This is a genomic window from Microbacterium sp. Y356 (assembly GCF_059445355.1).
On record NZ_JCAIUE010000001.1, the window covers coordinates 1,130,627 to 1,154,983 of the forward strand.

12 protein-coding genes are annotated in these 24,357 nt (G+C 68.3%); 3 read left to right on the forward strand and 9 right to left on the reverse strand.

Going from position 1 to position 24,357, the window contains the following annotated elements:
• Positions 1–143: 143 nt before the first annotated feature.
• The 6 genes from AC1C2Q_RS05450 to AC1C2Q_RS05475 all read right to left on the reverse strand — a co-directional run bounded on the left by AC1C2Q_RS05450 (position 144) and on the right by AC1C2Q_RS05475 (position 18,937).
• Positions 144–4,166, reverse strand: coding sequence for a hypothetical protein (locus AC1C2Q_RS05450; RefSeq protein WP_495449290.1), 4,023 nt, complete (start codon positions 4,164–4,166; stop codon positions 144–146).
• 13 nt (positions 4,167–4,179) lie between these two features.
• Entirely contained in the window at positions 4,180–5,289 is a 1,110-nt protein-coding gene (locus AC1C2Q_RS05455) for a hypothetical protein (RefSeq protein WP_495449291.1), read from the reverse strand.
• A complete protein-coding gene (locus AC1C2Q_RS05460) occupies positions 5,286–7,295 on the reverse strand; it encodes a hypothetical protein (RefSeq protein WP_495449292.1) in 2,010 nt (669 codons plus the stop codon). The genes AC1C2Q_RS05455 and AC1C2Q_RS05460 overlap by 4 nt, the downstream gene beginning before the upstream one ends.
• Entirely contained in the window at positions 7,292–17,440 is a 10,149-nt protein-coding gene (locus tag AC1C2Q_RS05465) for a DUF6603 domain-containing protein (protein ID WP_495449293.1), read from the reverse strand. Before AC1C2Q_RS05465 ends, AC1C2Q_RS05460 begins: the two co-directional genes overlap by 4 nt.
• Positions 17,437–18,456, reverse strand: coding sequence for a hypothetical protein (locus AC1C2Q_RS05470; protein WP_495449294.1), 1,020 nt, complete (start codon positions 18,454–18,456; stop codon positions 17,437–17,439). Before AC1C2Q_RS05470 ends, AC1C2Q_RS05465 begins: the two co-directional genes overlap by 4 nt.
• A 172-nt stretch (positions 18,457–18,628) precedes the next feature.
• Positions 18,629–18,937: a GNAT family N-acetyltransferase gene (locus AC1C2Q_RS05475; RefSeq protein ID WP_495430026.1), complete on the reverse strand. Its 309-nt coding sequence runs from the start codon at positions 18,935–18,937 to the stop codon at positions 18,629–18,631.
• 326 nt (positions 18,938–19,263) lie between these two features.
• On the opposite strand from AC1C2Q_RS05475, the gene AC1C2Q_RS05480 reads away from it, so the two are divergent.
• The 3 genes from AC1C2Q_RS05480 (at position 19,264) to AC1C2Q_RS05490 (ending at position 21,543) form a co-directional block, all read left to right on the forward strand.
• Complete coding sequence (locus tag AC1C2Q_RS05480) at positions 19,264–19,980, forward strand: winged helix family transcriptional regulator (protein ID WP_495430027.1); 717 nt, start codon at positions 19,264–19,266, stop codon at positions 19,978–19,980.
• Between the two features lie 262 nt (positions 19,981–20,242).
• On the forward strand, positions 20,243–21,190 hold the full coding sequence (locus AC1C2Q_RS05485) for a DNA-3-methyladenine glycosylase family protein (RefSeq protein WP_495449295.1): 948 nt from the start codon (positions 20,243–20,245) through the stop codon (positions 21,188–21,190).
• Between the two features lie 143 nt (positions 21,191–21,333).
• A complete protein-coding gene (locus AC1C2Q_RS05490; RefSeq protein ID WP_495430029.1) occupies positions 21,334–21,543 on the forward strand; it encodes a hypothetical protein in 210 nt (69 codons plus the stop codon).
• Positions 21,544–21,559: 16 nt separating this feature from the next.
• Here AC1C2Q_RS05490 and AC1C2Q_RS05495 read toward each other — a convergent pair whose 3' ends face one another.
• From AC1C2Q_RS05495 to AC1C2Q_RS05505, 3 genes are read right to left on the reverse strand one after another with little or no spacing between them, the layout of a single operon-like run.
• Positions 21,560–22,318 (reverse strand): iron ABC transporter ATP-binding protein, encoded by a 759-nt coding sequence (locus AC1C2Q_RS05495; protein ID WP_495430030.1) that lies wholly within the window; start codon positions 22,316–22,318, stop codon positions 21,560–21,562.
• Entirely contained in the window at positions 22,315–23,322 is a 1,008-nt protein-coding gene (locus AC1C2Q_RS05500; protein ID WP_495449296.1) for an iron chelate uptake ABC transporter family permease subunit, read from the reverse strand. Before AC1C2Q_RS05500 ends, AC1C2Q_RS05495 begins: the two co-directional genes overlap by 4 nt.
• Entirely contained in the window at positions 23,312–24,331 is a 1,020-nt protein-coding gene (locus AC1C2Q_RS05505) for an ABC transporter permease (protein ID WP_495449297.1), read from the reverse strand. The genes AC1C2Q_RS05500 and AC1C2Q_RS05505 overlap by 11 nt, the downstream gene beginning before the upstream one ends.
• Between the last annotated feature and the right edge of the window lie 26 nt (positions 24,332–24,357).

The window sequence follows — 24,357 nt, forward strand, 5'->3', positions numbered from 1 at the left end:
GGATGCCGGAGGTTTCAAGCCTCGGACCAGCTCCCGTTCGGAAGGCTGACCGCCTCAGCGAACGGTGCTGAGCAGAGATATATTCTAACGTGCGTGTCCCTGTGAAAACGAGACGGATGCTTCGCCGCGGCGGCCGACCGGCATCATCGGCGGTCCGATTCCGGACCGGGACTGACCCGAATCCACCCCTCGCGCAGAACCGTCGCCCGGTCGGGAAGCGCGGCCGACTGGGTCGCCGCGAGGATCGCGTCGTCACGCCACGCTGCTGGTCCTTCTCGCACGGTGAGGGACTGCGCCTCGCCGAGGGCTGCAACCAGCGGCAGCCGGACATCGCCCGGATCGATCAGCACCGGCCCCACTCGCACCGCCGGTACGAGTTCGTCCAACGCTGGAGTAAACCATCCACGCTGCAACTGCACCCGACTCTGCGGCACGATCCCGCTCGTGAAGTGCACGGCCGCGCCTGGCGTCATCAGCAGTGTCAGCATCCGCGGGACACCCGGATGCACGACGAGCTCGGTCTCCGACGAGACGTACTCGTGCGTGATCGGCTCGACGCCGGTCGGATCAACGACGACCCCCCAGCCTTGCAGGAACCCCTTGCCGTGCCCGGCGGGGGACGCAGCGTTCACGATCGCCTTGTCGACCAAATGCACGCGCGAGTAGTCATCGTCGACGAACCACGCCACGAGCCCGTCGTCGGGCCGGGTGAGCTCGCCGAGGCGCACTGGGACGCCGTGCTGCGAGAGAACGGCGTATGCCGCGCGACGAGCGGATGCCTCGTCCTCCGACAGCGCGAGGGACGACGTGTCATCGAGTAGATCGACGCTGACGACCGCGCGGACGACCGCGAGCGGCGCACCGACGATCGACGCCAGCTGGGCAGACCCAGCGCCGGCGTTGCCATCCACCGTCCATAGCGTCGTGTCGATCGAGCGCAGCAGGGCAGCGAGCGCCGACTCGGCATCGGGCATGGCCCGCTCGGACCCGCGCGCTGCAGCATCCGCGACCACGATTCCGGTGGCGAACCGGCCGAGCACATGCTCGTCGGGAAGCAGACCGACCGAGGGCGCGGCATCCGCCGGTACCGGGCGACCTGGCGCGGGCTCCCAGATGACGCCACCGCCAGAGGAGCCGATCTGGCCGGTGACCAGAAGCTCGCCGAGCGGGGTCGCATCCGGGCCGAACACCTCGATCGACTCATCGACATGATCCGGCAACAGGAACCCGCATACCGGGCTCACCTGCCCTGAGGCAGACGACTCGTCAATATGGGCATCCCTCGCCCCGTCGACACCGGTCGACTCCGCACCGACGAACCGTACGCGCACCCTGGTCGGCGGGGTGAATCGCGGCGCCCGCAGCATCGCACCGGCACCGGCCTCGAACCGGGCCGGAACGATCGCCGACTGCGGGTCGAGGTCGAGCACGCGCCCGTAGGTGTCTACGACCCGCAACCCGGTGACGCGTACCGCACCACCCAGCAGAAGGATGGGATCCTCCGCGCGCTCCAGGAGGACCTCGCCGTCGGCATCCGTCGCCTGGAAGGCCCTCTCGAGGAGTCCCAGCATCCTTCGTCGCACACCATCCAGAGACGCACCGAGCAGATCGGCGCTCGCGCCCAGGTTGCGCAGCGATCCCAGCGCACCCACGAGATCATCGTCGATGAGGGCGCTCTTGCCCGCATCGCGCTTGCGCTCCTCCTTGAGGTACTGCTCGATACTGCCGCCGAGTGCGCGCGCGACGCCGGTGGTCAGCGGCACCCTGGCAATGGCCGTGCGCACGACGTCGCCCGAGAGCCCCTCCACGGCGGTGAAGTCATGCGACTCGAGATCCCATCCGGCAAAGCCGGGACGGCCCTCGACATCGACGCGGTACTCGAGCCACAGCGGACACCAGGGCTGCGCCCACGCCGTGATTCCGACCGGTGAGGGGGAAGAACCTCCCAGCAGCGATTGCTGCATCAACCCCTGCGCCACCTGCTCGCGCACGCGGGGGTCAGCGGTGTCGAGCTTCGCGCTCACCGAGACGGCATCACCGGTGTAAGCACCTGTCTCGTCATAGCGCAGCAGCAACTCAGCCTCGAAGCGCCGCTCATAGGCGCGGACCACTTTCGCGTCGAGTCCCCTCCGCCCCTTCGGCGAAGTCTTCGCCGCAGCGCGCTCTGCCAGCCACCCTGATGCGAAGTCGCTGAGCAGCAGAGCCTCCCTGGCGAGCGCCGTGGTCTCGGCGGGGATCGCACCAGAGGCCAAAGGTGCGAGCACCTCGGATCCCGCCAGCACGTCCTTGTAATAGTCGGTGATCAGGCTGGGCGAGCGTACCTTCAGCCGCCCGTCGTCGAGCCACGCGCCATCTCCGCCGTGACGCGGAGAGCGCCCGGCGCCTCGCACCAGCAGATAGGGGTCGGATGCCTGGAAGAACGGCGGTTCTGGCCGCACCTCCGTGCGCACCCTCGGGGCCCCAGCCGCATTCCGTGCGGCAGATCCCGCTCGATGCTCGGCACCTGCCGCCTGCTGGAATGCCTCAGTCTGCACCGCCGAGATCGGCAGCGACGCACGCGCGATATCGGCGTGCACGCTGTAGAGCGAGCTCTTGAACGCGTCTGCGACCGTAGCCGTCTGGGCGACATCGCCCACGCCGATGGGCGAGCCCTTTTTATACCCGCCGACGAAGTACAGCGAGCTCTGGTCTGCGGCGATCTTGTACGAGTTGGTTTTCTTGGTGCTGGCGAAGGCGCCAGAGCTCACCGTGCCGACGCGTCGTCCCTGATCGTTCAGCGGCACCGCCCCGTCGACGAGCCGGTCGGTGACTCCGGGAAACGGCGATGCGACGGTTTCGAAGCCACCGGAATGAAGGCCTTCGTCGATCTCTGCAGCCCCCGCCGGGTCATCGAGATCGGTGAGCCTGCCGCGTATGAACGCCTCAACGAGCTCTTCGAGAAGTTCACGCTCCTCGCCCACGGCCACCGGCGCCAATGAGCGCGCGGAGAGCGCCCCGAGTGCATCGGAGAGTGAAGCGCCGAGCGCGATCGAAACCCGTGCGGCGGATGGTCGCTGTTCTGCCGGCGCCACCCGCTGCCTGGCACCCTCGACGAGAGCGGGTACGCCGATGACCGCCCCATGCAGCAGCGTGGAAGCCTCCGGCCGCGGTGGATTGGCCGGTTGGATGTGCTGGGCATCGGCGATGCCGAGCCCTGCGAGCAGCGAGGGTGAGACCGACACCCCCTTGTACCGGAAGGCGGAAGCGGAGTCCGACGAGGCACTCGCACCCGAGCTCGGTGTCCCTGTGGAGGTGCTCGCGGTGCCGGTCGGCACGGGAGAATGGTTAGGCGCCGCCGATTCCTCCAGCTTCCATTTCAGTGCGGTGAGCCGGCGACCGCGGGCCGCCGTGCCGCGGATCCCGTCCAACGGGTCGAGATCGGCATCCGCCCACCAGCCGACGACGACGTATGTGGCCCGTCCACCCACTGGTCCACCTGGCACGGTGCCGCCGAGTGTCGCATCCCTGGCGAGGTCATCCTGCGGATCGTGGAAGGTGAAGCGTCCCCGCGCGGCGTCGTAGGCGGCCGTCCACGTGAGCGTGCCACCCGAGGTGCCGTTGAGAGTGCCCGCCGCCACGGATTCGGTGTCAGCGGGCGCGGGCGCACCGCTCTCCCCCAGCGGCCAGACTGCTCCGGTGAGCGCGTCGACAGCCCAGGATTGTGTGACAGCCCACGTCCCCGTCGCCGGTACAAGGATCCGTGTGATGACCCACCGGTCCGGCAGCGGAGCCATTCCGAGGTCGCGGGCGGCTGGTGCACTATCCGATGCCCGCCCCTTCATCAGCGCGTCGGGCATCGCCCAATGCAGGTGGATGCCGCTCTCGCGCGCGGTCGGCTCATCGAACGGGTCGGACCCCGTCAGGGCCGTGCGTTTGACGTCAGATTCCGCGTCTGCGGGAACGGCCCTTCCCGGCGTCAGCGGGCCATCCAAGCGCACACCGGCGGAGTCCGGATCGTCGCCCAGCACCACGAGCGCCTGCACATCGATCGGCACGCAGACACGCGGTTCGCGCAGCAGCTCGTTGTCCCAGTCGATGGCCTGGGCGATGTCTGTGCCCCAGCGCTGAGCGACCGAGAATTCGGGTGCACCGAGAAGGAGCCTGGCCTTGTCCGGGTCGTAGATCATGTCATCGGCTTTCTCAGACGCGCTTCACGGCGGCGCCGGACACCGGATAAGGGTGTATCGACGGGCCCTGTGCGATACGGTCCTGAATGATCTCGTAGGAGATCTCGGGATGGAACACCGCAGACATGTCGGGCGCGGCCCCACCGTTCTCCTGCAGCGACTGGTCGCCGAAGACGGCGCGCCAAGGGAATTGGATCAGCTGCATCGCGAGCGTCGCGGCATCCTTCCTGCTCCCGATCTTGGTCTCATCCACCTCGGCGAGCCGGTTCATCAGCTCTCCGATGTGGACTACGCCAGGAGCGCCCTTGCGGAAGGGCACAGCGACGGTCTCACTGAGACCCTCGCCGTTGGTGACATCGCGAGTGCGAGAACGCATCGACACCCTGCCGCTGGGCGCCGCGGTGTCCTCGAATCCGAACTGCACGCCGGCACGCGGCTCCTCCACGTGCACGACCTCCGGCACGCCGTCGAAGAGGACGAGCAGGACGGCGGGCGCGAGGCGCTCAAAGCGGAGCACCTCCAGCTTTTGCATCGCGCGCTCCTGCGCGGCAGCATTGGCAGCGTCGCCCATCCCCACATGCTCGTCATCGGCATGCAGCGGGCCGGTCAACCGGTAATTGTCTCGGCCGTATCCGCGCACGGTCATCGCAGGCCAACCAGAGACCAGGCGCGAGCGGAGCAGGAATCCCGAGATCGGACCCGCCGGACCCGCCGGAACGTTCGCGCCGGGCTCCCAGCCCGGCAGGCGCACGAGCCGCTCTGCCTCATCGACTTCAGGGCGCAACATCGGATAGATCGCCCCCAGCGTCGCGCGATCCGCGGTCGTCACCGTACCGACGGAGAGGGCTCCCTCGACCAGCGCATCCGTCCATCCGCGATCGACGTGAAAGAAGCGGATCGACTCCGGTGGGAGGAGCGTCGCATCGGCGACCAGGTGACTGAACGGAACAGCCTCCAATAGGCGAAGACGTGCAAGCCACAGCCGCAGTGCGCGCGGCGTTCGCCGCGGTCCAGGGTCCGGTGCGTCCTGCACCTCCTGTTCCGGTTCCATCGTGGCGAGGATGTGCGCGGTCATCTCCGCCACTGCGCTCACGAGCTGCGCGGTCGACAGCGTGAAGCTCATTTCATCCTCCCGAGGATGTCCGATATTTCGATACCGCCCGATTGGAGAGCATCCACTCCCTCTATCAGCTCGGCGACGAGGCCTTCCATCGCGATGCGCGCCCCGGCGAGCTCGGCCGCCTGGTCGCGCTCGACCCTCGCGAGCGGGGTCGAGGCCAGCTGCCTGGCGATCTCTTCCGCCGGCGCCGCCAGATCCATGTCCAGCGCTAGCCCCTGAGCGAGGCGTGTCGCCCTGGACCGAGTAAGTTTCGCCATGTCGTCTCGCGCGAATCCTGCGTTTGCGGCAGGCAGCGGCGATGCGATCTCGACCGCTGAGGCGTCGAGCGCCGACAGCAACCCGCGGATGAACTGTCTGCCGGTCGGCGCCCTCTCGAAAGGCTCCGGAGTCGGCCCCGGCAGGTCGTCGCCGACGGCGACCGGTATCCCCTGCCTCAGCGGATCGGCCAACCGCATGCTGTCGCGCAGCGCGCTCGGCAGCTGTGCGAAGAGGTGGGCCTGGACTGCGGCGGTCGTCGCCGCGGCGAACTTCTCGCGCCGCCAGCGTGCGAGCAGCGCGACCACTCCCGGCCTGCTGAGTGCCAGCAGGCGCCCAATCTCGAACGCCGAGGAGTAGGTGAGATCCTGCAAGCCGTCCGGGACGATCAGCCGCAGCTGGTCGGCGTGATGCGCGAGGACCACCCGATCGGAGTCTCCTGGCGTGGGTCTCACACTCGGGTTGGGGATCAGCGGCCCGCGGAAATACGCCTGACTGTCGTCGCCGAAACGGGTCCGATAGGCGGTGACGATGTGGCCAGACTCGGTCACCAGCGGCAGCGGACGGTTAGACGGCGGTTCCGTGAGGGTAGGCAGGTCCTTGGTGCGCGGTCCGCCGTCCGGGTCCTCCGGTGCAGACGCGACATGGCCGAGCAGCCGCGAGGAGACCTCGTTCGCAAGCGTTGCGAAATCGCCGTCGCCGTCGCAGGTAAACGACCAGGAGGTCAGCACCGGGAAATGCCGCACCGTATCGAGCAGCTCGTAGGGGATGTTGAGCAGGCCGAGAAGCGGCTGCGCGGAGACGCTCGTCTCGCCCGCTGCGGCCTGAACTGTCATCGACGCGTCGTGCTTAGTGCCCGCAGCCCACACCGCTCCGGTGTTCGCGACGGCGTAGCCAGCGACCGCTTCGGCCGCGGCGACGGAGGCGACTTGCGTGGCCCCCATCACGGCGGCATCCGTGCTGACGGGGTGACTGCTGGCGAGCACCTGGGTGAACTCGCCGATGTCAAAGACCACGCTGAACGGATCGAAGGAGTTCTCAACGGCCGGGTCGTCTGGCAGATGCGCGGTCTGCGAATCGATGTTGATGAGGCACGCGGTGTAGGTCACGCCAGCCTGCGGCAGGCGATTGCACAGGATGACGGCGAGCCAGCCGTCGTCGTCGGCGATGGCGAGTTCGGTGTCGCTCATATCGACTTCCCGCACGTGCGTCAGCAGCGACAGGTCGTCTGCGGTCGGGAATGTCCGGGTGACGACCGACTGCGGAACCTTGAGATACGAGCCCTTCGGTGTGTCGAACACGTCCGGCTTCGGCAGGGTCGTCCCCGGCGTCACGCACTCCGCGATCGGTCGGTCGACCACGAGCGTTCCTTCCCCCGGAGCGATGAGCACCAGGGCGAGCCATGGCATCGGTGCTCCACCTTCCCCCGGCGGCATCGACCACTCCCACGGCAGCGTGCGCCGCTTGATCACGATCTGCGGCAGCCGCCTGCTGTACGCGCCGCGAGAGCCTGAGGGCGGATAGGTGGAGAGCACCTGGTCCGGCGGCAGCTGATATCGCGGCCCCTCGACGTCGAACGCACCCTGCAACTGCTCGAACGTGCCGACCGGCGTACCGATGGGCTGTGGGGCGGCCGCGGCCTTGTCCGCGACGTCGATGATCTCGATCCCGCCGTCGACGACGTACTTGCCGATCGTGATCGGCGGGAGGGCAGCGGGGTAGATTCGGAACGTTCCCGCCGGTGGCCTGCTCATGACTGCCTCCAACGGATGCGGGTCGTGCCTGCGCCGGATGCCGCGACCGGGCGATCGAGGCCGGCGAGCCCGCGGGCGCCGATCGCGTTCGCGAGCCACCTTGCAGCGGTCTCCGGATCGGATTGCGCCCCCTCCAGCGGAGCGGATGCCGCAAAGACTCCGGTGACGTCTCGCCCATCTTCGACGGACGTGTTGACCACGACGACGCCTGTTCCGCTCTGACGGATCGCGAAGACGAGTACCGAGGTTCCGTCGGTGTCCACCGTGACCAGCGGCGCACCGAGTGGTTCTGCGTTCTCCAGCCCCACGGCGACCCCATCGGATCCCGACCCGGTGACCCCCACCGCGATCGCGGCGATCGCGCGGTCAGCAGCAGGCGCACTCAGCGTCGTGGTCGTGGGGGCGAGGTCTGCGGTGATGGCAGCCGGCGTGGTCCACGAGGTGTCGACATCCGCCGCAGTGCGGGCGAAGACCCCGACCGCTGCGACAACGCATCCGACGCCGACCAGCGCACCGGCGGTCGCCGATGGCAGCATGCTCGTGTCGTGCCAGCCGCCGTGCACCGCGACGCCTGCGGTGGCAGGGATGTCCGGACCGGCGATCACGGCCAGGCCGCTGGCGCCGGCTGCAATGATGACCGCTTGCTCTCGCGTGCAGTAGGAATCGGAGAGCACGATGCCGCCACCGCCGAAGCTGACGATGCGCGCGCCACCCTTCTCCACCCGCAGAGCTGGCCGCGCGGTGCGCCCGTCGCGCCCGGCATCCGGAACCTCCAGCATCGCGACGTCCCCGTCGCGGAGCGTCCATCCCCGCTCCGTCAGCTCCTGCGACGCCGCACGCACGGTGCGGACGCTTCCGGGAGCCGCCAGCCGGGATGCCGTGCTCGCGGAGATCGCCGTGAAGACGGCGACGGGCAACGGACTGCTTGCGAGCACCGTCGAACCGGACACCTTGGCTGCGGAACCGACCCTGACGAGCCTGGTGGGGATCGCGCCGTCCAGCGAGGACGCCACCGCGGCCACGCTCGGCGCTGTCATGCTGCGAGCACCCGCCTTGCCTGCCAGCGTGGACATCAACGCAAAGGAGACGCTGGTGCCGCCGAAAATTGTCGCCACGACACTGTCATGCAGAACGGGTGCCGTCATCACCGTGCGAATCCGGGCGGGACGGATCTCGTGCGCGGCCACCGGCGATACGGCGACGTTCGCGATCGCTGGCTCTGGAATGAGCAGCCCCAGGTCCTGACCGAGCGATCCGAGCCGCACGGGTGCGGCGAGTGCTGCGCGCCAGTCCTGCGCCCTCAGACGTCCGATGCCGCCCCGGTCTGCGAGCAGCCCCATGGCGATCGTGGTGTCATCGGCGCCTCCGGATGCCGCGCGCAGCGCCTGCACTGCATCCGAGGTCAGCGCCGCGGCCTGCTGCGTCGCCGTGCGCTGGAGGGCAGCGACCGAAGGCAGCAGCGGCAGCACCCGCCGCCTGCCGGTGCGCACCTGCCGGTACTTGATCGGCGGCGGCGCTGGTGTCATAGCGATGTCGGCTTCGACGTCGATGGAGATCGTGTTCGGCGCCTTCAGCAGATCGCCCTGAGGAACGGTCTCCTCGTCTGGCAGCGGCCCCCACACGCCGATCGGGAAGTCTCCGTTCGCGTGTGCCCCTGTCACACCTGGCAGCGCGAGGTAGTCGTTCGGATCGGACTCGTCGATCCCACCGGAGGCGCTTCGCGCTCTCGCCGACAGTGTCAGGCAGGTGAGAACTTGCCCCTTGCGCATGGGGGCGACGGCTATTGGAAGGATGCCTGGCAGCGCGAGCGCGCCCGACGCGGTCACCGGTCCTTGGGCCGTCTTCAAGGGCGCCCCTCGGTACCAGGTGATCGGCACGGTCGATGTGAGCGTCACCTGGAACTCCGCGACGACGCGGAACGGGCGATCGGGCTGCCCATCCGGAGACGCGGCCCCTCCCGAGGCAGCTCCGCCTGCCGGCGGAATCGTGCCCTTGCCGGTGATGATGCTCAATGCGCGCGCCGTGTTCGAGCCGGCATCCTCAAGGTACTTCTCGAGGAACGTCGGCCAGTCCAGCGGCTTCGGCACGCTGACGGACGGTCCTATCTCCAGCGTCACCTCCGCAGGGCCGATCTCCAGCGTCGCGATCACGTGGAAGGGGGGACCGGTGAGAGTGACCCGCGCTCCGATGTGCACAGCGAGGGTGATCTTGCCGATCCACACGTCGATCGTGATGCCGGCGTCGATCGAGGCATAGATGGTGACGCTCAGCCAGAACGGATCGAAGTAGATGATGGCATCCGCCCCGAGTACGACGTGCGCCCATGCAGGGCCGAGCTCCGCATGGATCTCGATCCGCACGCCAGCCATGAGCGCCTCGCTGGTCAGCGCGAAGTAGGACTTGCCCATGATGACGACGAAGTCACCGATGGAGACCTCGATGCCCAGGCGCGGGACGACCGGGTATCCCTCCCGCACGAAGTCGGGGTGGTAGCCGCCAATGGTGAGCACGAACTGACCCTTGTTGGGTCCTGCGAACCAGGCTGCGAACGCGAACCCACCGGTGAGCTTGACACTCGGCAGCAGGAGCCAGGAATTGTCGGTCAGCTGCGCCTGGACGAGGATGATGCCCTCACGGCTCGACACCCTGGCAACAAGTGCGAGCTCGATCGACACCAGGGTCAGCTGCGGGCGTGGCAACGCCATGCGAGCGAGACCGAGGATGCTGAGTTCGAAGCCGTTTCCGAACTCGATGCCCACCACCACGATGCCGTCGACCAGCACAAAGCTGTTGAACGAAAGCCCTGCAGCGAACCAGAACGATCCGCGTTCTGGCGGGAAGTCTCCTCGCAGCCTCGCGATCTCCGCGAACGGATCGACATCGGTTGCGGCAGAATCGAGCGCGCGGATGAGAGCGAAGGTCGGGATTTTGTTCAGATCGCTTGGGATCACTAGACGCCGGTTGACGCCGAATCCGCCGGCGATGCCGGTGATGAAGAAGGCGGGCACGCCGCCGATCGGCCCGTTGACACCGCCGATGAGGAAGAGGGAGAGGTACTGGTCCTCGTCCTCTCCGACCAGCCCGAACCCGCCGTAGACGGTGAGCCCGTATGTGCCGAATCGTGCGAGCAGCATGCCGAGATACTCAACGCCACCCTCGATGGGCTCGAACTTACGCAGTCCGCCAGCGAGCGTGAGACCGCCGGTGTCGGCCGAGATCGCGAACCCTTCGACATCCACCGCCCAGGATGCCGCTGTGAACGGGCTACCAGGCGCGCGATAAGTGAGGGAGAGATTATCGACGGATGCCGCAAATCCGAACAACGAGACGGCCCCGTCGACGAGCACGCTGATGCTGGTGATCGCACCGTCCGCCGTCGTGACGTCCAGCCCCACCTGCTCAAGATAGATCGGCCCGAACTCGCGCTGCACCGTGAGCCACCACGGTCCCGGTGCGGTGCCAGCGCTGACGTCGACGGCGAGCTGCTCACCCGGCTTCTTCAGGATGCTGAGCGACGGGCTGAACGCGGGCTTCGGCGCATCTTCGCCTGCACCGCCGGAGGGCATGACGCCCTCGGCGATCGGGTTGGATCCAGTGCCGCCGTCGCCCGCACCGCCCAGGGCCAAACCGAGACCCTCCAGAGCGACGCTCACCCCACCGCCGAGTTTCACTCCGTCGGCGCTGTCTTTGACGCTCCCGTATGTGAGCAACTGCACGGACTCGATGCGCAGGCCGGCATCCAGTAGCGGGCCGCTCGCCCTGGAGAGCCGGATGCCGAGACCGCGCACCTCGATACCGAGCGCCACTTCGACGTCGTCGTCGCCGACGGTGATCATCGGCACGCGGATTCCGGCCGGACCATCCTCGTCGTCGATCCAGGTGGCATCCGCGACCAGGCTCACGACGACATCGTCTCCACCCAGCGGCGTCTCGGCCGCGACATCGAGACGGAGCCCGAGCAGCGTCCGCCCTGCACCCACCGGTTCCGCGAGGATGCCGACGCCGTAGCCACCGCCGAGCGGCACCGCAGGCAGCGCGGGTGCGAGGTTGACGGCGAGGCGCCCGACGCGGGCGAGAAGTGCGCCTGGTTCGTCGAGGTCATCGATGATTCCGAGATCAAGCCTGCCGCCGGAGAGCACGACGCCCTCGAGCACGTCGCGCAGGGGTGTGCCGGCGGCGCCGGGCATCGGCAGCCTCGTGTCGTCGAGGAAGCCTGCGACGTCATCGAGCGAAAGGACCACGTCGGCGGCAAGCGAGAGCATGGTGCGCGCGAGCGCGGCGGCCACCGCCTCCGCCTGTTCCAGAACTCCGCCACTCGCGGCGAGGAGCGTGTCGGGGTCGATCTCGCCGATCTCAGCCACCAGCGCAAAGATGAATGCGGCTGTGCCCGTCCGCGTCAGCCGGGCGATGACCCGCGACTCATCGCTCGCGGCCAGGCCGACTTCGATCGCGGTGGCGGCGGGGGTCCACGAGAATCGGGCGAGCGGGGTGAGCACGACCGGCCCGATCGGGATCTGGGTGGGGCCGATCACTACGCTCACGCGCTGCACGCCGACCGGAGTGATCCTGGCGCCGCCGCGGATTGCACCGAGCACCGGGATGCTGTCGCAGGCGACGTCGATCGAGATCGCTCCAGCCGACGTTTCCCATTCCAGCCGCACTCGCGCCTCGGCCGGTCCCGCTTCGATCGCGAGCACGCCGCCGGTGACGGTGATTTCGAACAGGTCTCCGACGTCGAACAGCGCCTCCGCTGCGTCCCGGAGCAGGCCGAGCGCCTCGCCCACCGCGGCGCCGAGCGCTGCCTGGAGCGCCGCCGTGGGCGCGGTCGCGAACGCCGCGAACTTCGTCGCATCGAACGTTGTGACGCCGCCGGCAGCTGTGGCGAGCCCGAGGGCGCGTCCCGCGGTGGCGACGACCCGCGCGGCAATCTCGAGGGGGTCGTCCGGTGCGCCAGCAGCGTCGTGGGACGCGAGGGCGTCGAGCAGGCGCGGCAGGGCTGCGATGGCGGTCGTGGTGGCGAGGTCGACGGCGGAGCCGACACCGTGACCGCCAGGGTACAGGGGGAATGCGCTGCCGCCGGCGCGACGAAGTGCGACCTCAAGACCGATGGCGTCGCCGACACCGCCCGCCTGCGCGCCCAGCGTCACATCGAGCGAGCCCTCGGCCGTACCGATTGTGAGCGTCGCCTCCGGCACGACCACGCCGTCCGGACGGACGAGCGCCGCGCCGGTAAGTCCGAGGACGAAGCCGGGCGCCGCTCCCGAGAAACGTGCAGCGTCGACATCGACGCCGACGCGGAGAACTCCGTCGACGGAACGCGCGGTGAGATCGAACCCGTCGACGAGGCTCAGCCTGCCTGGAGTCGCGGTGATGCCGGCAAGGGATGCCGCGGCATCCAGCAGCTGCGGGAGCGCAGCCGCCGCACCGCCGACCTGATCGCTCAGCCACCCTGCCGGATCCGCTATGAGCCCGCCCGGCCAGACGAGGCGGTCGCCATCGAGCAGTCCAACGGCGCCGAGCAGTCCATCGACCAGCCCACGCTCTGGCGAACCGGAAATGAGTGTCCCCCGCAGCGCGCGGGTGGCGACGGTCAGCGCGGCATCCCGCGCGAACGTGAGCGCCAGCACGCCGATCCGCAGCCCAGACGCGAGGGCCGCCTCCGGTGGCCACAGCCGGATCGCTTCGCCAAAAGCGTCGTATGCGAGACCCGCAGACACGACGAGCTCGTCGCCGCCTGTGAGCGACGCCTCGATCTTGAGGCCGTCCACCCAGCCGAGCTCCAGGCCGAGCGAAACGCCAGCACGCGCTGCGGAGAACTCCAGCGCGATGCCAGGAGCCGCCGGATCCGCAGACGCGACCTCGGCGTGCGCGGTGAGCGTGCGGGCCGAGAGGTCGATGCTCGCCACGGCGGCGCCGGCGTGCACTTCGACGGTGGCCGAGGCATCCGTCCGCGTATCGCCGACCGCGTCGCGGAGGGCCGCGGCCAACGCTTGCGGCGCGTTCGCGAGCGTTGTCTGCAGCACGGCACCAGGGTCGGACAGGAAGGTCGTGAGCGTGACAGGGTCGAACCCGCCGTCTGGGCCGATGAGCCCCAGGGTGCGCAGCAGGTCCAGCGCCGCCCGGGCCGAAGTGTCGGCGACAGCGCCAGGCGCGGCGCTGGCGGCAGCGACAACTTCACCTGCAGCGCGGCGCAGCGACGTCGCGAGCTCGCCGAGCAGCGCCCGCACCTCCGGCAGCAGGGCGCCGGTGTCGGACAGATCGATGACCCAGCGCGCACGGCGAACGCCGAACACGAACGCGTCGTGCAGGATGAGTCGGCCGTTGCCGCGTGGTGCAGCTGCGCCGCTCTCGCCGATCGCCGGGAGCGGGATCTCCGCTTCGAGCGTGACGGCGCGCAGTCCGAACGGCCGTGGCCCAGGGGCGCGCCCTGGATCCGGTCCCCCGATGAGCCAGCGTCCATCCGCCCACAGGCGCAGCCGCGGCGCAATGCGACGAGGGATGTCTCCGCCTGCGAGTGCCGCGCCAGCGAAGGCCGCGAGATCGAGGTCAGTGTCAAGCTTCGCCCGCAGCCCGCCCGGCTGATCCCCCCACGCGAGCGGAATTCGCACGCCGAGTCGCGAGAGCGCGTCTTCCGCCGCGGCCGGCACCGCCCGCACGGCGCTGCGCACATCGAGCGCACGGCGCACGATCGCCGTGATGGCCTCCCGTGCAGCATCGGCATCGACCCGGCCGACGATCGCGCGGACATCGAGCCCTGCGGGAAGCGCACGCGCCGGAGCCGACAGCTCGGTCAACGGATCGCCGCGTACGTCGCGACCGAGGAGTGCAGCGATGAGGTCACGTCCGCGTTGCACTGCTACACCCGCCACCGCACCCAAGGGCGACCCGTCATCGCCGAGATCGGCGAGCGAGGCAAGCAGTCGCAGTCCGAGGGAAGCCGGCCCCGAGTCCAAGTCGCCGAGGGCGAGCGGGCTCCACGGTGCGCCGACCGTCACCACGCTGGCTACGTCGCTGCCAGCGGCTGCGGCGACCGCAACGCGTCCGGCCGCACCCCCTGCGACGACGACGACAGGATCCCCGCCGGACGAGAGCGCGGCGAGCGCAGGGGCGAGCCGCGCCACCTGCGCGTCGAATCCGGAGTCCGCCGTCACCACCGTGCCCTGGACGCTGCTCGCACCTTTTCCTGCGAGGCGCACCACGGTGATGCCGACGGGAGCGGAGCCTGGCCTCGGGAAGGATGCCACTGGCGCGCCAGCGGCAGTCAGGTCGACATCGAGTTCGATGACGGCGTCGCCCCGCGCGGGCAACAGCGCGGGCTCGCCTTCTGCTTCGACGCCGACCAGAACGAGGCGCGCCGGTGTCGAGCCGAGCACGCTGGCCACGGCGTCGCGCACTCCGGCGCCGCCCAGCGGCATCCCGTGCACGAGACCGTCGATGCGGGTGAGTTCCAGCCCTGCCGGCAGTGCGGCTGCGGCGACGGCGACGACGCCGTCGGTGTCCGCCCAGCGCGCGACGAGCCCCTCGATCATGTCCGGACCAAGCTCGCGCCCCGCGAGCAGGTCGGCGAGGACGCCGTCGATCCCGGCTTCAACAGCGAGCCCCTCCAACAGCTCGGCCGACGAGGGCAGCGCGTCGCCCGGCGTCCAGCCGTTCAGGATGCCGGTGACGCGCGAGACGAGCCGCTGGGCATCCTCCCCTGCGACGCCAGCGAGAAGCTCGACACCCGGCATAACGAAACGCAGCGGATCGTCCGCGAGCCCCGCAGTATCTGGAATGTCGAGGCCTGTGAGCCTCGCCACCCGAGCGACCGCCTCGATGAGTCGATCAGGATTAGTCACCTCGCCTGCTGCGGGATCGATGCCGAAGGCTGCCGCGCACCAGCGCCGCAGTTCCGTGGCAGGGTCAGCGACCAGCGCGGCGATCGACAGCGTCTCTCCGCCGACATCCCCCCAGGCGACGAGGTCGCGCACGGCGACGAGCGCGTCGGAGCCCGCGGCCGTGAGTATCCCCGCACCGAGATGTTCGACCGCGGCGGCGAGGGCATCGGCGGCCGCATCGCCCCATGCTGCTGCGACATCCACCGCCTGCTCGGCGAGAACGTGCGCGGCATCCATTGCCGCATCTGCAACAGCTTGCGATGCGACCTCCGCGAGCGGGGTGGCTCCCCCCGCGAGCACCCCTGCCGCCTGAAGGCTGTCCAGGTCGACGGTGACCGTCCCGATGCGCAGTGCCGCCTCCCGAAGCCAGGGGGTAACGGCAGGATCCGCCCCTGGGCGCCACCGGACGCGTGCGCCAAGCCCCCGGGTGCGCACCGAGACCTGCTCGTCGCCAAGCTCGATCGGAGCCGCTCCGGACGGCACCACCGACACTGCGGCGGCGAGGTCGCCGAGGACCGATGCCGACGGATGCGCCGGATCCAGGTTCGCACGCAGCAGCGCCACCCGCGCATCGAATGCGAAATCCATCGATGGCAACAGCTCCTGGTCGACATGCGCCGAGAGCGCGACGACGATACGGGTTCCAACACGAACAAGCTCCACCGCGAGGCCAGGCACGAGCACAAGCCGATAGGGATCTTCGGGGGATCCGGTGCCTTCGACGGGCAGTGCACGGCCCGCGTCGGAGGCGAACGCGTCGCGCAGTTGTTCGAGCACGCCACGCACGACGCCGGGTGCTTCGTCGAGCAGGTCCAGCCACCGCTGCCTGATGGCGCCGATCGGATCGGACAGCAGCCGCACCGGGTCGATTTGCGGCGTCGTACCGCCGTCCAGCCCGATGAGTCGGCCGAGCACGTCCCCCACGTCACCGAGCTGATCGAGCAGAACCTCCGCGGCGTCGCCGAGCGCCGTGCCGCCTGCGGCCGCGAGCGCGTCGCCGTTAGACAGATCGAGCAGGTCGTATGGCGTTGTCCCTATGACGGCGTTACGTGCGGCGAGCACGAACTGCGGTGTGCGATCTGCGGTGAGCGCAAAACCGGCGGTGATGCTGCCCACACCGATCGACAGCCCGCCGACGGTTTGAGTGGGAAGGAGCGGTCCGCCATCCCCCGCGATCGTGGCGACGACGCGAAGGCTGGGCAATGCGACGGCAGCGCCGGATGCCAGATCGAGCGAAATCGGTTCGACCTCGGCAGAGAGTTCGACACCGGTCGCCGCGGCCGCGACGATCGCGATCACCGGCGTCACCACGGGGAGTCCGGCAGCGCCGGGGGCCGTGCGCACGGCGATGCGCAGCCGGACAGTGCTCGTGAGGTCGACGTCGACCGCCGGCAGTCCTTGGAGTGTCGAAGCTGTGCCGCCCAGCAGTGTTCGTAGGTGCGCGAACCAGGCATCACCGGAACTGCCGGACAGGGCGAGACCCCACCATCGTGCGAGCGCGCCAGGGCCTTCCTGGACGAGCTGCGCGATCGGGAAATCGGGCACGCCGTCGGCGGCGACGAGACCAAACAGTCCACCGAGCGCGCGCACAGGGTCGCTCGCGCCGAGCCCGTCCAGCTGCGCGCTCACCAGCCCCATCACGAACTGGAGCAGCGAATCGCCGAGATCCGCGAGAGAGTCGGGCGCGACGACCACGTCGACGGGTTCAGCGGCCCCCGGCATCCGCAGACCGCGCAGCGCCAGGCCGAGATCAGGAAGCGCGCCGTCGGTGGGGATACGCAGTGTCAGCTCCGCCGCCCCGAGGCTGAGCCCGCCGGGCCCCGGGGCCGCTCCCGTCGGCAGGTCGATGCCGACGTCGAGGCGGATCACGCCGTGCTCGGTGCCGAGAAGGAGCGGCTCGGTGGACGGGGAGTCTCCGGATGCCGCGACCAGCGGCACCTCTAGGTCCAGTCGTCCGCCGACCTGGGTCGCGGAACCGGCCAGCCGCACCCGCACGAGCAGTCCGATGTCGAGGAGTCCTGCGCGCTCGGTGAGCGTGCCAAAGACCTTGACGACGCCGATATCTGCGATCGGCAGCAGAGTACGGTCGCCCTCTTGTGTGGCATCCTCACCACCCAGCAGCGTGTCGATCACTTCGATGAGTGCCGCGCGCTGCTCCGGATCGGAGAGCATCGTCTTGAGGTGCGTGTCTGGATGGGAGAACCAGCCGTCTTTCGTGACACCGAGGGCGGTTGCGATCCCACCGATGTCGCCGAAGAGATCGCTCATCTGCGTGCCTGCGACATGCCGAGGCCCATCCGGTCGAAGGTGTGACGTGCCTGGACGCCGAGCGAGAAGCCGCCCGAAGTGGCGAACCACCGGCTGGGCACGAGAGCTGCGCCGTCCTCGTCGTGACCGAGAGTTGCGCCCATCGCTGCGGACACGTCGATCAGCGCTCGCCAAGCGAACGCAGTGAGGGCGTCCGCCCAACGCTGGGTAATCACGTCAGGGCCGCGCGGCGGCGTCGCCGCGAGCATCGCCCCGGTCGGCCGCTGCACAGTGCCGACGACGAGGTCGACCCACACTCTCGCCCTGCGGTCGCGGCGCGCCGGCAGCTCGTCGCACGCGACTTCGACGGAGACCGACACGACGCCCTCTGCTGTGTCAACCCGCACGGTGTCAAGTAGTACGAGCAGTGCATCCGGTCCGTCACGCCACAGCACCGCGCGTGGGGCATCCTGTTCATCCCCACGGAAGTCAACGGAGCGCCAAGCGCTCTGCGCCGCCGCAGCCTGGATGAGCGCGGACATGCGTTTCTTCTCCAGCGGCACCGGCGCCGATTCTTCGCCCGGAGCGAGCGGGGTGGGAAGGACGTCGGGACAATGCTCGCGCAGATACTCGACCGCTTCACGGCATCCGCGCGAAAGCGGGCCGTCGTCCAGCTCGGGTGGTGCGTGGTACTGGTGAGTGCACTGCGGCAGGTCCGCCAGGCGCATGCCCTTGCCCGCCTCCGCGCGCAGGTACGCCGTGCCCCGATCGTTGACCGCGACCCGCAGCGGCACATGCAGGGGCGGTCCGGAATGCGTCAGCGGCCGCCGACTCTGCAACACGAGGTGCAGGCCGTTGCGCGCGAGTTCGACGGCCTCGGCCAGCGGCAGATGCCACTGCCGGCCCCGCGCATCGATTCCTCCGATGGAGTCGATCGCGCGCCCATCGTCGCTGCCGTCCGGCACCCTGCACCGGACGATCAGTGAAGTGGTCGTGACGCCGTCCCCCAGCCCCCCGGCGCGGAAATCATCACCCATGATGAGGTTCTTCTTTCGCGAGAACGACGCCAGGGTACACCCGGGCGACCTCGCGAACAAGGAATCGGGGAAAGTCGCCTACCACGGGCTGTCAAGCCTCGGCGGGCTCCATCTCCCGCGTCCTTGCGAGTTTCAACGTGAGGCGTAACAGAGCGTCACATACCTCGAACGCTCACCGTCGGCGCAGCAGCCCTGCGTGATCGGGGTTCTGCTCGAACCATTCGGCGACGTACCAGCAGACGGGATCGACCTTACGATCGCCACGGCTCTCGATCTCGGCGACAGCACCAGCAACCACGCGCGCCGCATGCCCATGCCCGCGGAAAGTCGGGATAGTGAAGGCCCTGGTCAGCGCGATCGTCGACCCGTCATCGCGGTAGTCGAGAGCGCTGACGAGCACTCCATCTCGCATGAGCGTGTAGCGCGAAGCATCCTTCTCATCAGTGAGGATGAAGCCGTCGATGGTGGTCGAAGTGGTCACATCTCCACGCTATCTGCCTTTGACACGCGGGGACTCGTTTTGACACGGTACGACTTCGTCAGTAATAATCCCCCCATGACCACCAATGCGCGCCCTTTGTCCGCCCAGGAGGCGAACAGGACTGCCGGGATGATGATGCCCGGCTGCATTGGCATGTGTTGCCGAATGTGTAGCTGACCACAGCCACCCCGCCACGCTCGGTGAATTCGCGATCTGCGACGCCTGAGCCCCGAGCACCCACCCCCGTGCTCGATCCCGGCCCTCTCGGTCATTCACGCAACACATTAGAGCCGTATCGGCTCACCCCTTCGCAAGGACCCATCATCATGTCGAAATCCGCACTCCTCGAGCGTCCAGCCACCCGCGCCCCGCACCTCCGCGCTGTTCCGCCACTCGCCGAGCAGCCTGCTGTCGCTCCCGCTGTCACCGCTGATCTTCCCGCCACCCGCTCGCCGCGTGGCTTCGCCCTCTACGTCGGACTCGACGAGCTCAAGGCCGCCGAAGCCGGCGTCAGCCTGCCGGTTCTCGTCGACGCGCTCCGCCGCACGCTCGCCGAACTCGCCCCCGGTGCCGAGACGCACGCCACCGTCGCTCTCGCACCTCACGGTTCGGGTGGCCGCGACCTTGACGTCGTCCGCCTCGCCCTGCAGGAGCCGGGTGCGATCGCTCGCACCAAGGCAGCAGAGGAAGAAGAGCAGGACGAGAACTACGGCGTCACCGTCGACATTTCCCGCAAGCGCGTGCTGATCGACGGCGAATCCGCCGCGTTCACCTACAAGGAATTCGAGCTGCTGCAATACCTCGTACTCCGCGAGGGCCGCACGATCGAGCGCACTGAGCTCGTCGGTGCACTGTGGCAGTCGCCGGATGACGAGACCCCCGGCGAGCGCACGATCGATGTGCACGTGCGTCGGCTGCGCGCCAAGCTCGGCCGCTACGAAGACATCGTGCGCACCGTGCGCGGCGTCGGCTACCGCTTCGACCGTCACGCTGACGTCGTCATCCGCTACGGCCACGGCACGCCTTCGCCTGACCGCTTCTGAGCACAACCGCGGTTCGGCACCGCGCGAGGTCTCCCCGCAGACGTCTCCCCGCAGGGGTCTCCCCGCAGGGGTCGCACATGGTCGCCAATACCGCAGCCACGCGACAATGTGCGCCACCTCCCGGCGCAAGCAGACCCCGAGGCTCCCATCGGGGGTCGCACATGGTCGCCACTGCCGTAGTCACCCGACAAAGTGCGTCACCTCCCGAACCCGGAGGGTGCCGAGACGTTACCGTGTCGGACACGCGGCGTAGGGTGTTCGCATGTCAATGACAGCGGATGCCGCGCCGAATATGCCGGCCCCGCTCACCGCGACATACCACCCGGCGCATCCGCTGAACCTCTTCCGCACGGTCGGCGTGCTCATGCGCGGGCCGAAGGATCCGACGACGGTCGTCGATGGTTCAACGCTGTGGCGCACCAGCCGCACGCCCGAGGGCATCGCCACCCTGGCACTGCGGCAAAGCGGCGAGGGCATCCACGCCACGGCGTGGGGCCCCGGAGCGGACTGGGTGCTCGAACAGTTGCCCGCGCTCTGCGGCGCTGACGACGATGCGAGCGGATTCGATGTAGCGGGGCATCCGATTCTCGCCGACATCGCCCGTCGAACAGTCGGCAGCCGACTCACCCGCACCAACCTGGTCTTCGATGCACTCGCGAGCGCCGTGATCGAGCAGAAGGTCACATCCCTTCAAGCCTTCGGCGCCTGGCGCACCCTCATTGCCCGCTTCGGTGAACGTGCACCTGGCCCGACCCCTCGACCGATGTTCGCACCACCCACGATCGACGGTTGGCAACGCATCCCGTCCTGGGCGTGGCACCGCGCTGGTGTCGAGCCGCCGCAGTCCCGTGCGATCGTTCGCGCGGCGGAGCGCGGGCAGCGCATCGCCGATGCTGTGATCGCAGCCGAGACCGGTGACGAGCGCGAGCGCATCCTCACGAGCCTGCCCGGCATCGGGGCCTGGACTGCAGCCGAGACCCGCATACGTGCGCTGGGCGACCCGGATGCTGTGAGTGTCGGCGACTACCACCTCGCTCATGAGGTCGGCTTCGCACTGACCGGCGCCCGCGTCGACGACGATGGGATGCTGGAACTCCTCGCCCCATGGGCGGGCCACCGCCAGCGCGTCATCCGTCTTATCCTGGCCGGGGGCCCACGCGAGGCTCGCCGCGGCCCGCGCTTGGCACCAGAGGACCATCGCACGCGCTGAGCCGGACGGCGCCCTGCTCGCCGACGCCCCTGGTCACCGCCGACGCCCGCCGCTAGGGACGCACCTAGACCGGGGCGTGGACGCTACCCCGGGGCCCCGACGACGCATACGGCCCCGACGACCCCGACCACTAGGCTGGCCACATGGCAGCGACGAAGAAGCAGCGTTTGACGTGGCTCGGCGGAACCATCGCCCTGATCGTGCTCGGCGTGGTGATCGGACTGATTCTTCAGAACGTGTGGCTGGGCCTGCTGCTGGCTTTGATCGTGTCGCTGGTCTGGCTGATCTCCGCCGAATCACGCAAGGGCGGCAACGCGGGCGTCAACGACGAGACGCACGGCATCGAGCTCTAGCTCAGCACCGACATTCTCAGCTGTAGTAGAGCGCGACGCGCTGCCCATCGATCTCTCGCACATCCACTGGTGTGCCGTAGACCTCTTCGAGCACCTCGGGGCGCATGATCTCGGCCGCCGGAGCATCCGCGATCACCTGCCCGTCGCGCATCGCGACGATGCGATCAGCGTAGGTCGCCGCAAAATTGATGTCGTGCAGCACCACGATGACACGCTTACCGAGTTCGTCGGCCATTCGCCGGATGAGCTTCATGATCTCGGTCATGTGCTTCAGGTCGAGGTTGTTCAGCGGCTCATCGAGCAACACGTACTTGGTGTCCTGAGCGAGCACCATCGCGATGAACGCACGCTGCCGCTGTCCACCAGACAGTTCGTCGAGGAAGCGCTCCCTGAACTGGTTGAGATCGAGGTAGTCGATCGCCTGGTCGATATGTGTGCGGTCCTCCACAGTGAGCCGCCCTCGCGAGTGCGGGAAGCGACCGAACTCGACAAGGTCGTGCACCGTGAGGCGCGCGGCGATGTGGTTGTCCTGTCTCAGCACCGCGAGCGTCTTGGCCAGCTCGTGTGAGGGCGCAACGGACACGTCCATCCCATCCACCTCGATCGTGCCGGCATCCGGCTTGATGAGACGGCCGATAAGGCCGAACAACGTCGACTTGCCCGCACCGTTAGGTCCTATCAGCGCCGTCACGCCGTCGTCACCGAGTTCGATGGTGACGTCGTCGAGCACAGTCTGGGAGTGATAGCGCTTTGTGGCGCCTCCGAGCGCGATCATCGCGCCCCCTTTCGCAGAACGAGATAGAGGAAGAACAGACCACCGGCGAACTCGATGACCATCGAAAGGCTGCCGCCGAACCCGAAGATCTGCTCGAGCACGATCTGGGCGAGCAGCAGACAGGCGACGCCGATGAGTGCAGCCGCGGGAAGGGTCCACACGTGCCGGAAGGTTCCGGCAAAGGTATATGCCAGGTTCGCCACGATGAGCCCGAAGAAAAGAATCGGCCCCGCCAGGGCTGTGGATGCCGCGATCATGATCGAGACGACCATGAACAGCGCCATCACCGTCTTCTTGTGGTTCACGCCGAGCCCGACGGCGGCCGGTTCCCCCAGCGTCAGCACGTCCAGGGTACGCAGCATGGGGATGACTGCGATGACGCCCAACACGACGAGAATCGCCGTGAAAGTGAGCAGCATCGGATCGGGCCTGGTGATCGAGGCGAACATCGCGTCGGAGAGGATCTGAAAGTCGAGCGGGTCCAGCATCCGCTGCATCCATTCGGTGAATCCACGAAAGAACGTCCCCAGCACGATGCCGACCAGCAGCATCAGATGGATGGAACGTCGTTTGCCGCCGAACAGCCAGGTGAACAGGAACACGCTGAAGGCGACCATCACGATCACCTGCACGATCCACAGCGTGAGCTTGTCTACACCGAGGAAGGATGCCGAGCCGAAGAAGAACACGATGATCGTGGAGATGAGCACGTAGAACGCGTCGAACCCCATGATCGATGGAGTGAGGATGCGGTTCTGGGTGATGGTGTGAAAAACCACCGTGGAGACGCCGACAGCGGTGGCGATGACGAGCATCGCGCCGACCGTGAGACTGCGCACCTTCAGTGCGAACAACAGAGAACCAGGGATGTCGGTGAAGAGGTACACCGCAGCGAGCGCGAGAACGACGACGACGAGAGTGCCGATCCGAACCTGCGGCTTCGCCCACGCGTTGCGGATGCGCGAGCGCGAAGGTGCTGCGCGAGTGAGAGTGTCAGTGTGCACGGCTCCTCCTTCGCAGCAGCAGCCAGAGGAAGAGGACAGCGCCGATCACGCCGACGATGACCGACAGCGGCATCTCGTAGGGGAAGCGAACCACGCGTGCGACCAGATCACACGCGAGCACGAATACCGCACCGAGCCCTGCGACCCATGGGATGGCACGGCGCACATTGTCGCCGATGATGATGCTGACAACGTTCGGGACGACGAGTCCGAGGAACGGAATGACACCGGCGGTGACGAGCACTGCAGCGGTAATGATGGCGATGACGACCATCCCGATCGCCACGACCTTGCGGTAGTCCAGACCCAGGTTGGTGGCGAACTCCTCGCCGAGGCCGATGACGCTGAATCGGTCGGCGGCGAACCAGGCGACGATGACCATCGCTCCGGCTATCCAGAGGAACTCGTACCTCCCCTGCATGATCGACGCGAAGCTGCCCTGCGCCCAGGTACTGAGCGACTGCAGCAGGTCCAACCGGTACGCGAAGAAGCTGGTGACGGCCGCGACGACGCCGCCAAGCATGATGCCCACCAGTGGCACCAGCACGAGCTGTCTGACCGGCACCGCCTTGACGACCTGCAGGAAGACCCAGGTGCCGATGAGGCCGAAGACGGCGGCGACACCCATCTTTCCGAGCAGCGCCATGCCCGGCGCGAAGACCATCACCAGAAGCATGCCGAAGGTCGCGAACTCGGTGACGCCGGTGGTGCCTGGCTCGACGAATTTGTTGCGCACGAGCATCTGCATGATGAGCCCGGCGATTCCGAGAGACGCCCCGACGAGCAGCACGGCGACGGTTCGCGGGATGCGGCTGGCGAACAGGAGGAAGGCCGGGGTGTTGTCCGACCCGCCGTCGAGAAGCGACATCGGCGAGACGTCAGAGACTCCGACGAAGAGACTGACGACGGCGAGGACGACAAGGCAGACGCCGATGAGCACCCCCACCCAGGTACGCCGAGGTCGAGCCTGGGTGGGGGTGCTCTGCGCCGCGGGGGCGGTGACGGTCACAACGAGAAGAGAACGTGCAGGAGTGC

Coding starts and splice junctions, on each gene's coding strand:
- AC1C2Q_RS05450 (WP_495449290.1), bottom strand. CDS start 4,166: ATGATCTACGACCCGGACAAGGCCAGGCTCCTTCTCGGTGCACCCGAA.
- AC1C2Q_RS05455 (WP_495449291.1), bottom strand. CDS start 5,289: ATGAGCTTCACGCTGTCGACCGCGCAGCTCGTGAGCGCAGTGGCGGAG.
- AC1C2Q_RS05485 (WP_495449295.1), top strand. CDS start 20,243: ATGTCAATGACAGCGGATGCCGCGCCGAATATGCCGGCCCCGCTCACC.
- AC1C2Q_RS05490 (WP_495430029.1), top strand. CDS start 21,334: ATGGCAGCGACGAAGAAGCAGCGTTTGACGTGGCTCGGCGGAACCATC.
- AC1C2Q_RS05495 (WP_495430030.1), bottom strand. CDS start 22,318: ATGATCGCGCTCGGAGGCGCCACAAAGCGCTATCACTCCCAGACTGTG.
- AC1C2Q_RS05460 (WP_495449292.1), bottom strand. CDS start 7,295: ATGAGCAGGCCACCGGCGGGAACGTTCCGAATCTACCCCGCTGCCCTC.
- AC1C2Q_RS05465 (WP_495449293.1), bottom strand. CDS start 17,440: ATGAGCGATCTCTTCGGCGACATCGGTGGGATCGCAACCGCCCTCGGT.
- AC1C2Q_RS05470 (WP_495449294.1), bottom strand. CDS start 18,456: ATGGGTGATGATTTCCGCGCCGGGGGGCTGGGGGACGGCGTCACGACC.
- AC1C2Q_RS05480 (WP_495430027.1), top strand. CDS start 19,264: ATGTCGAAATCCGCACTCCTCGAGCGTCCAGCCACCCGCGCCCCGCAC.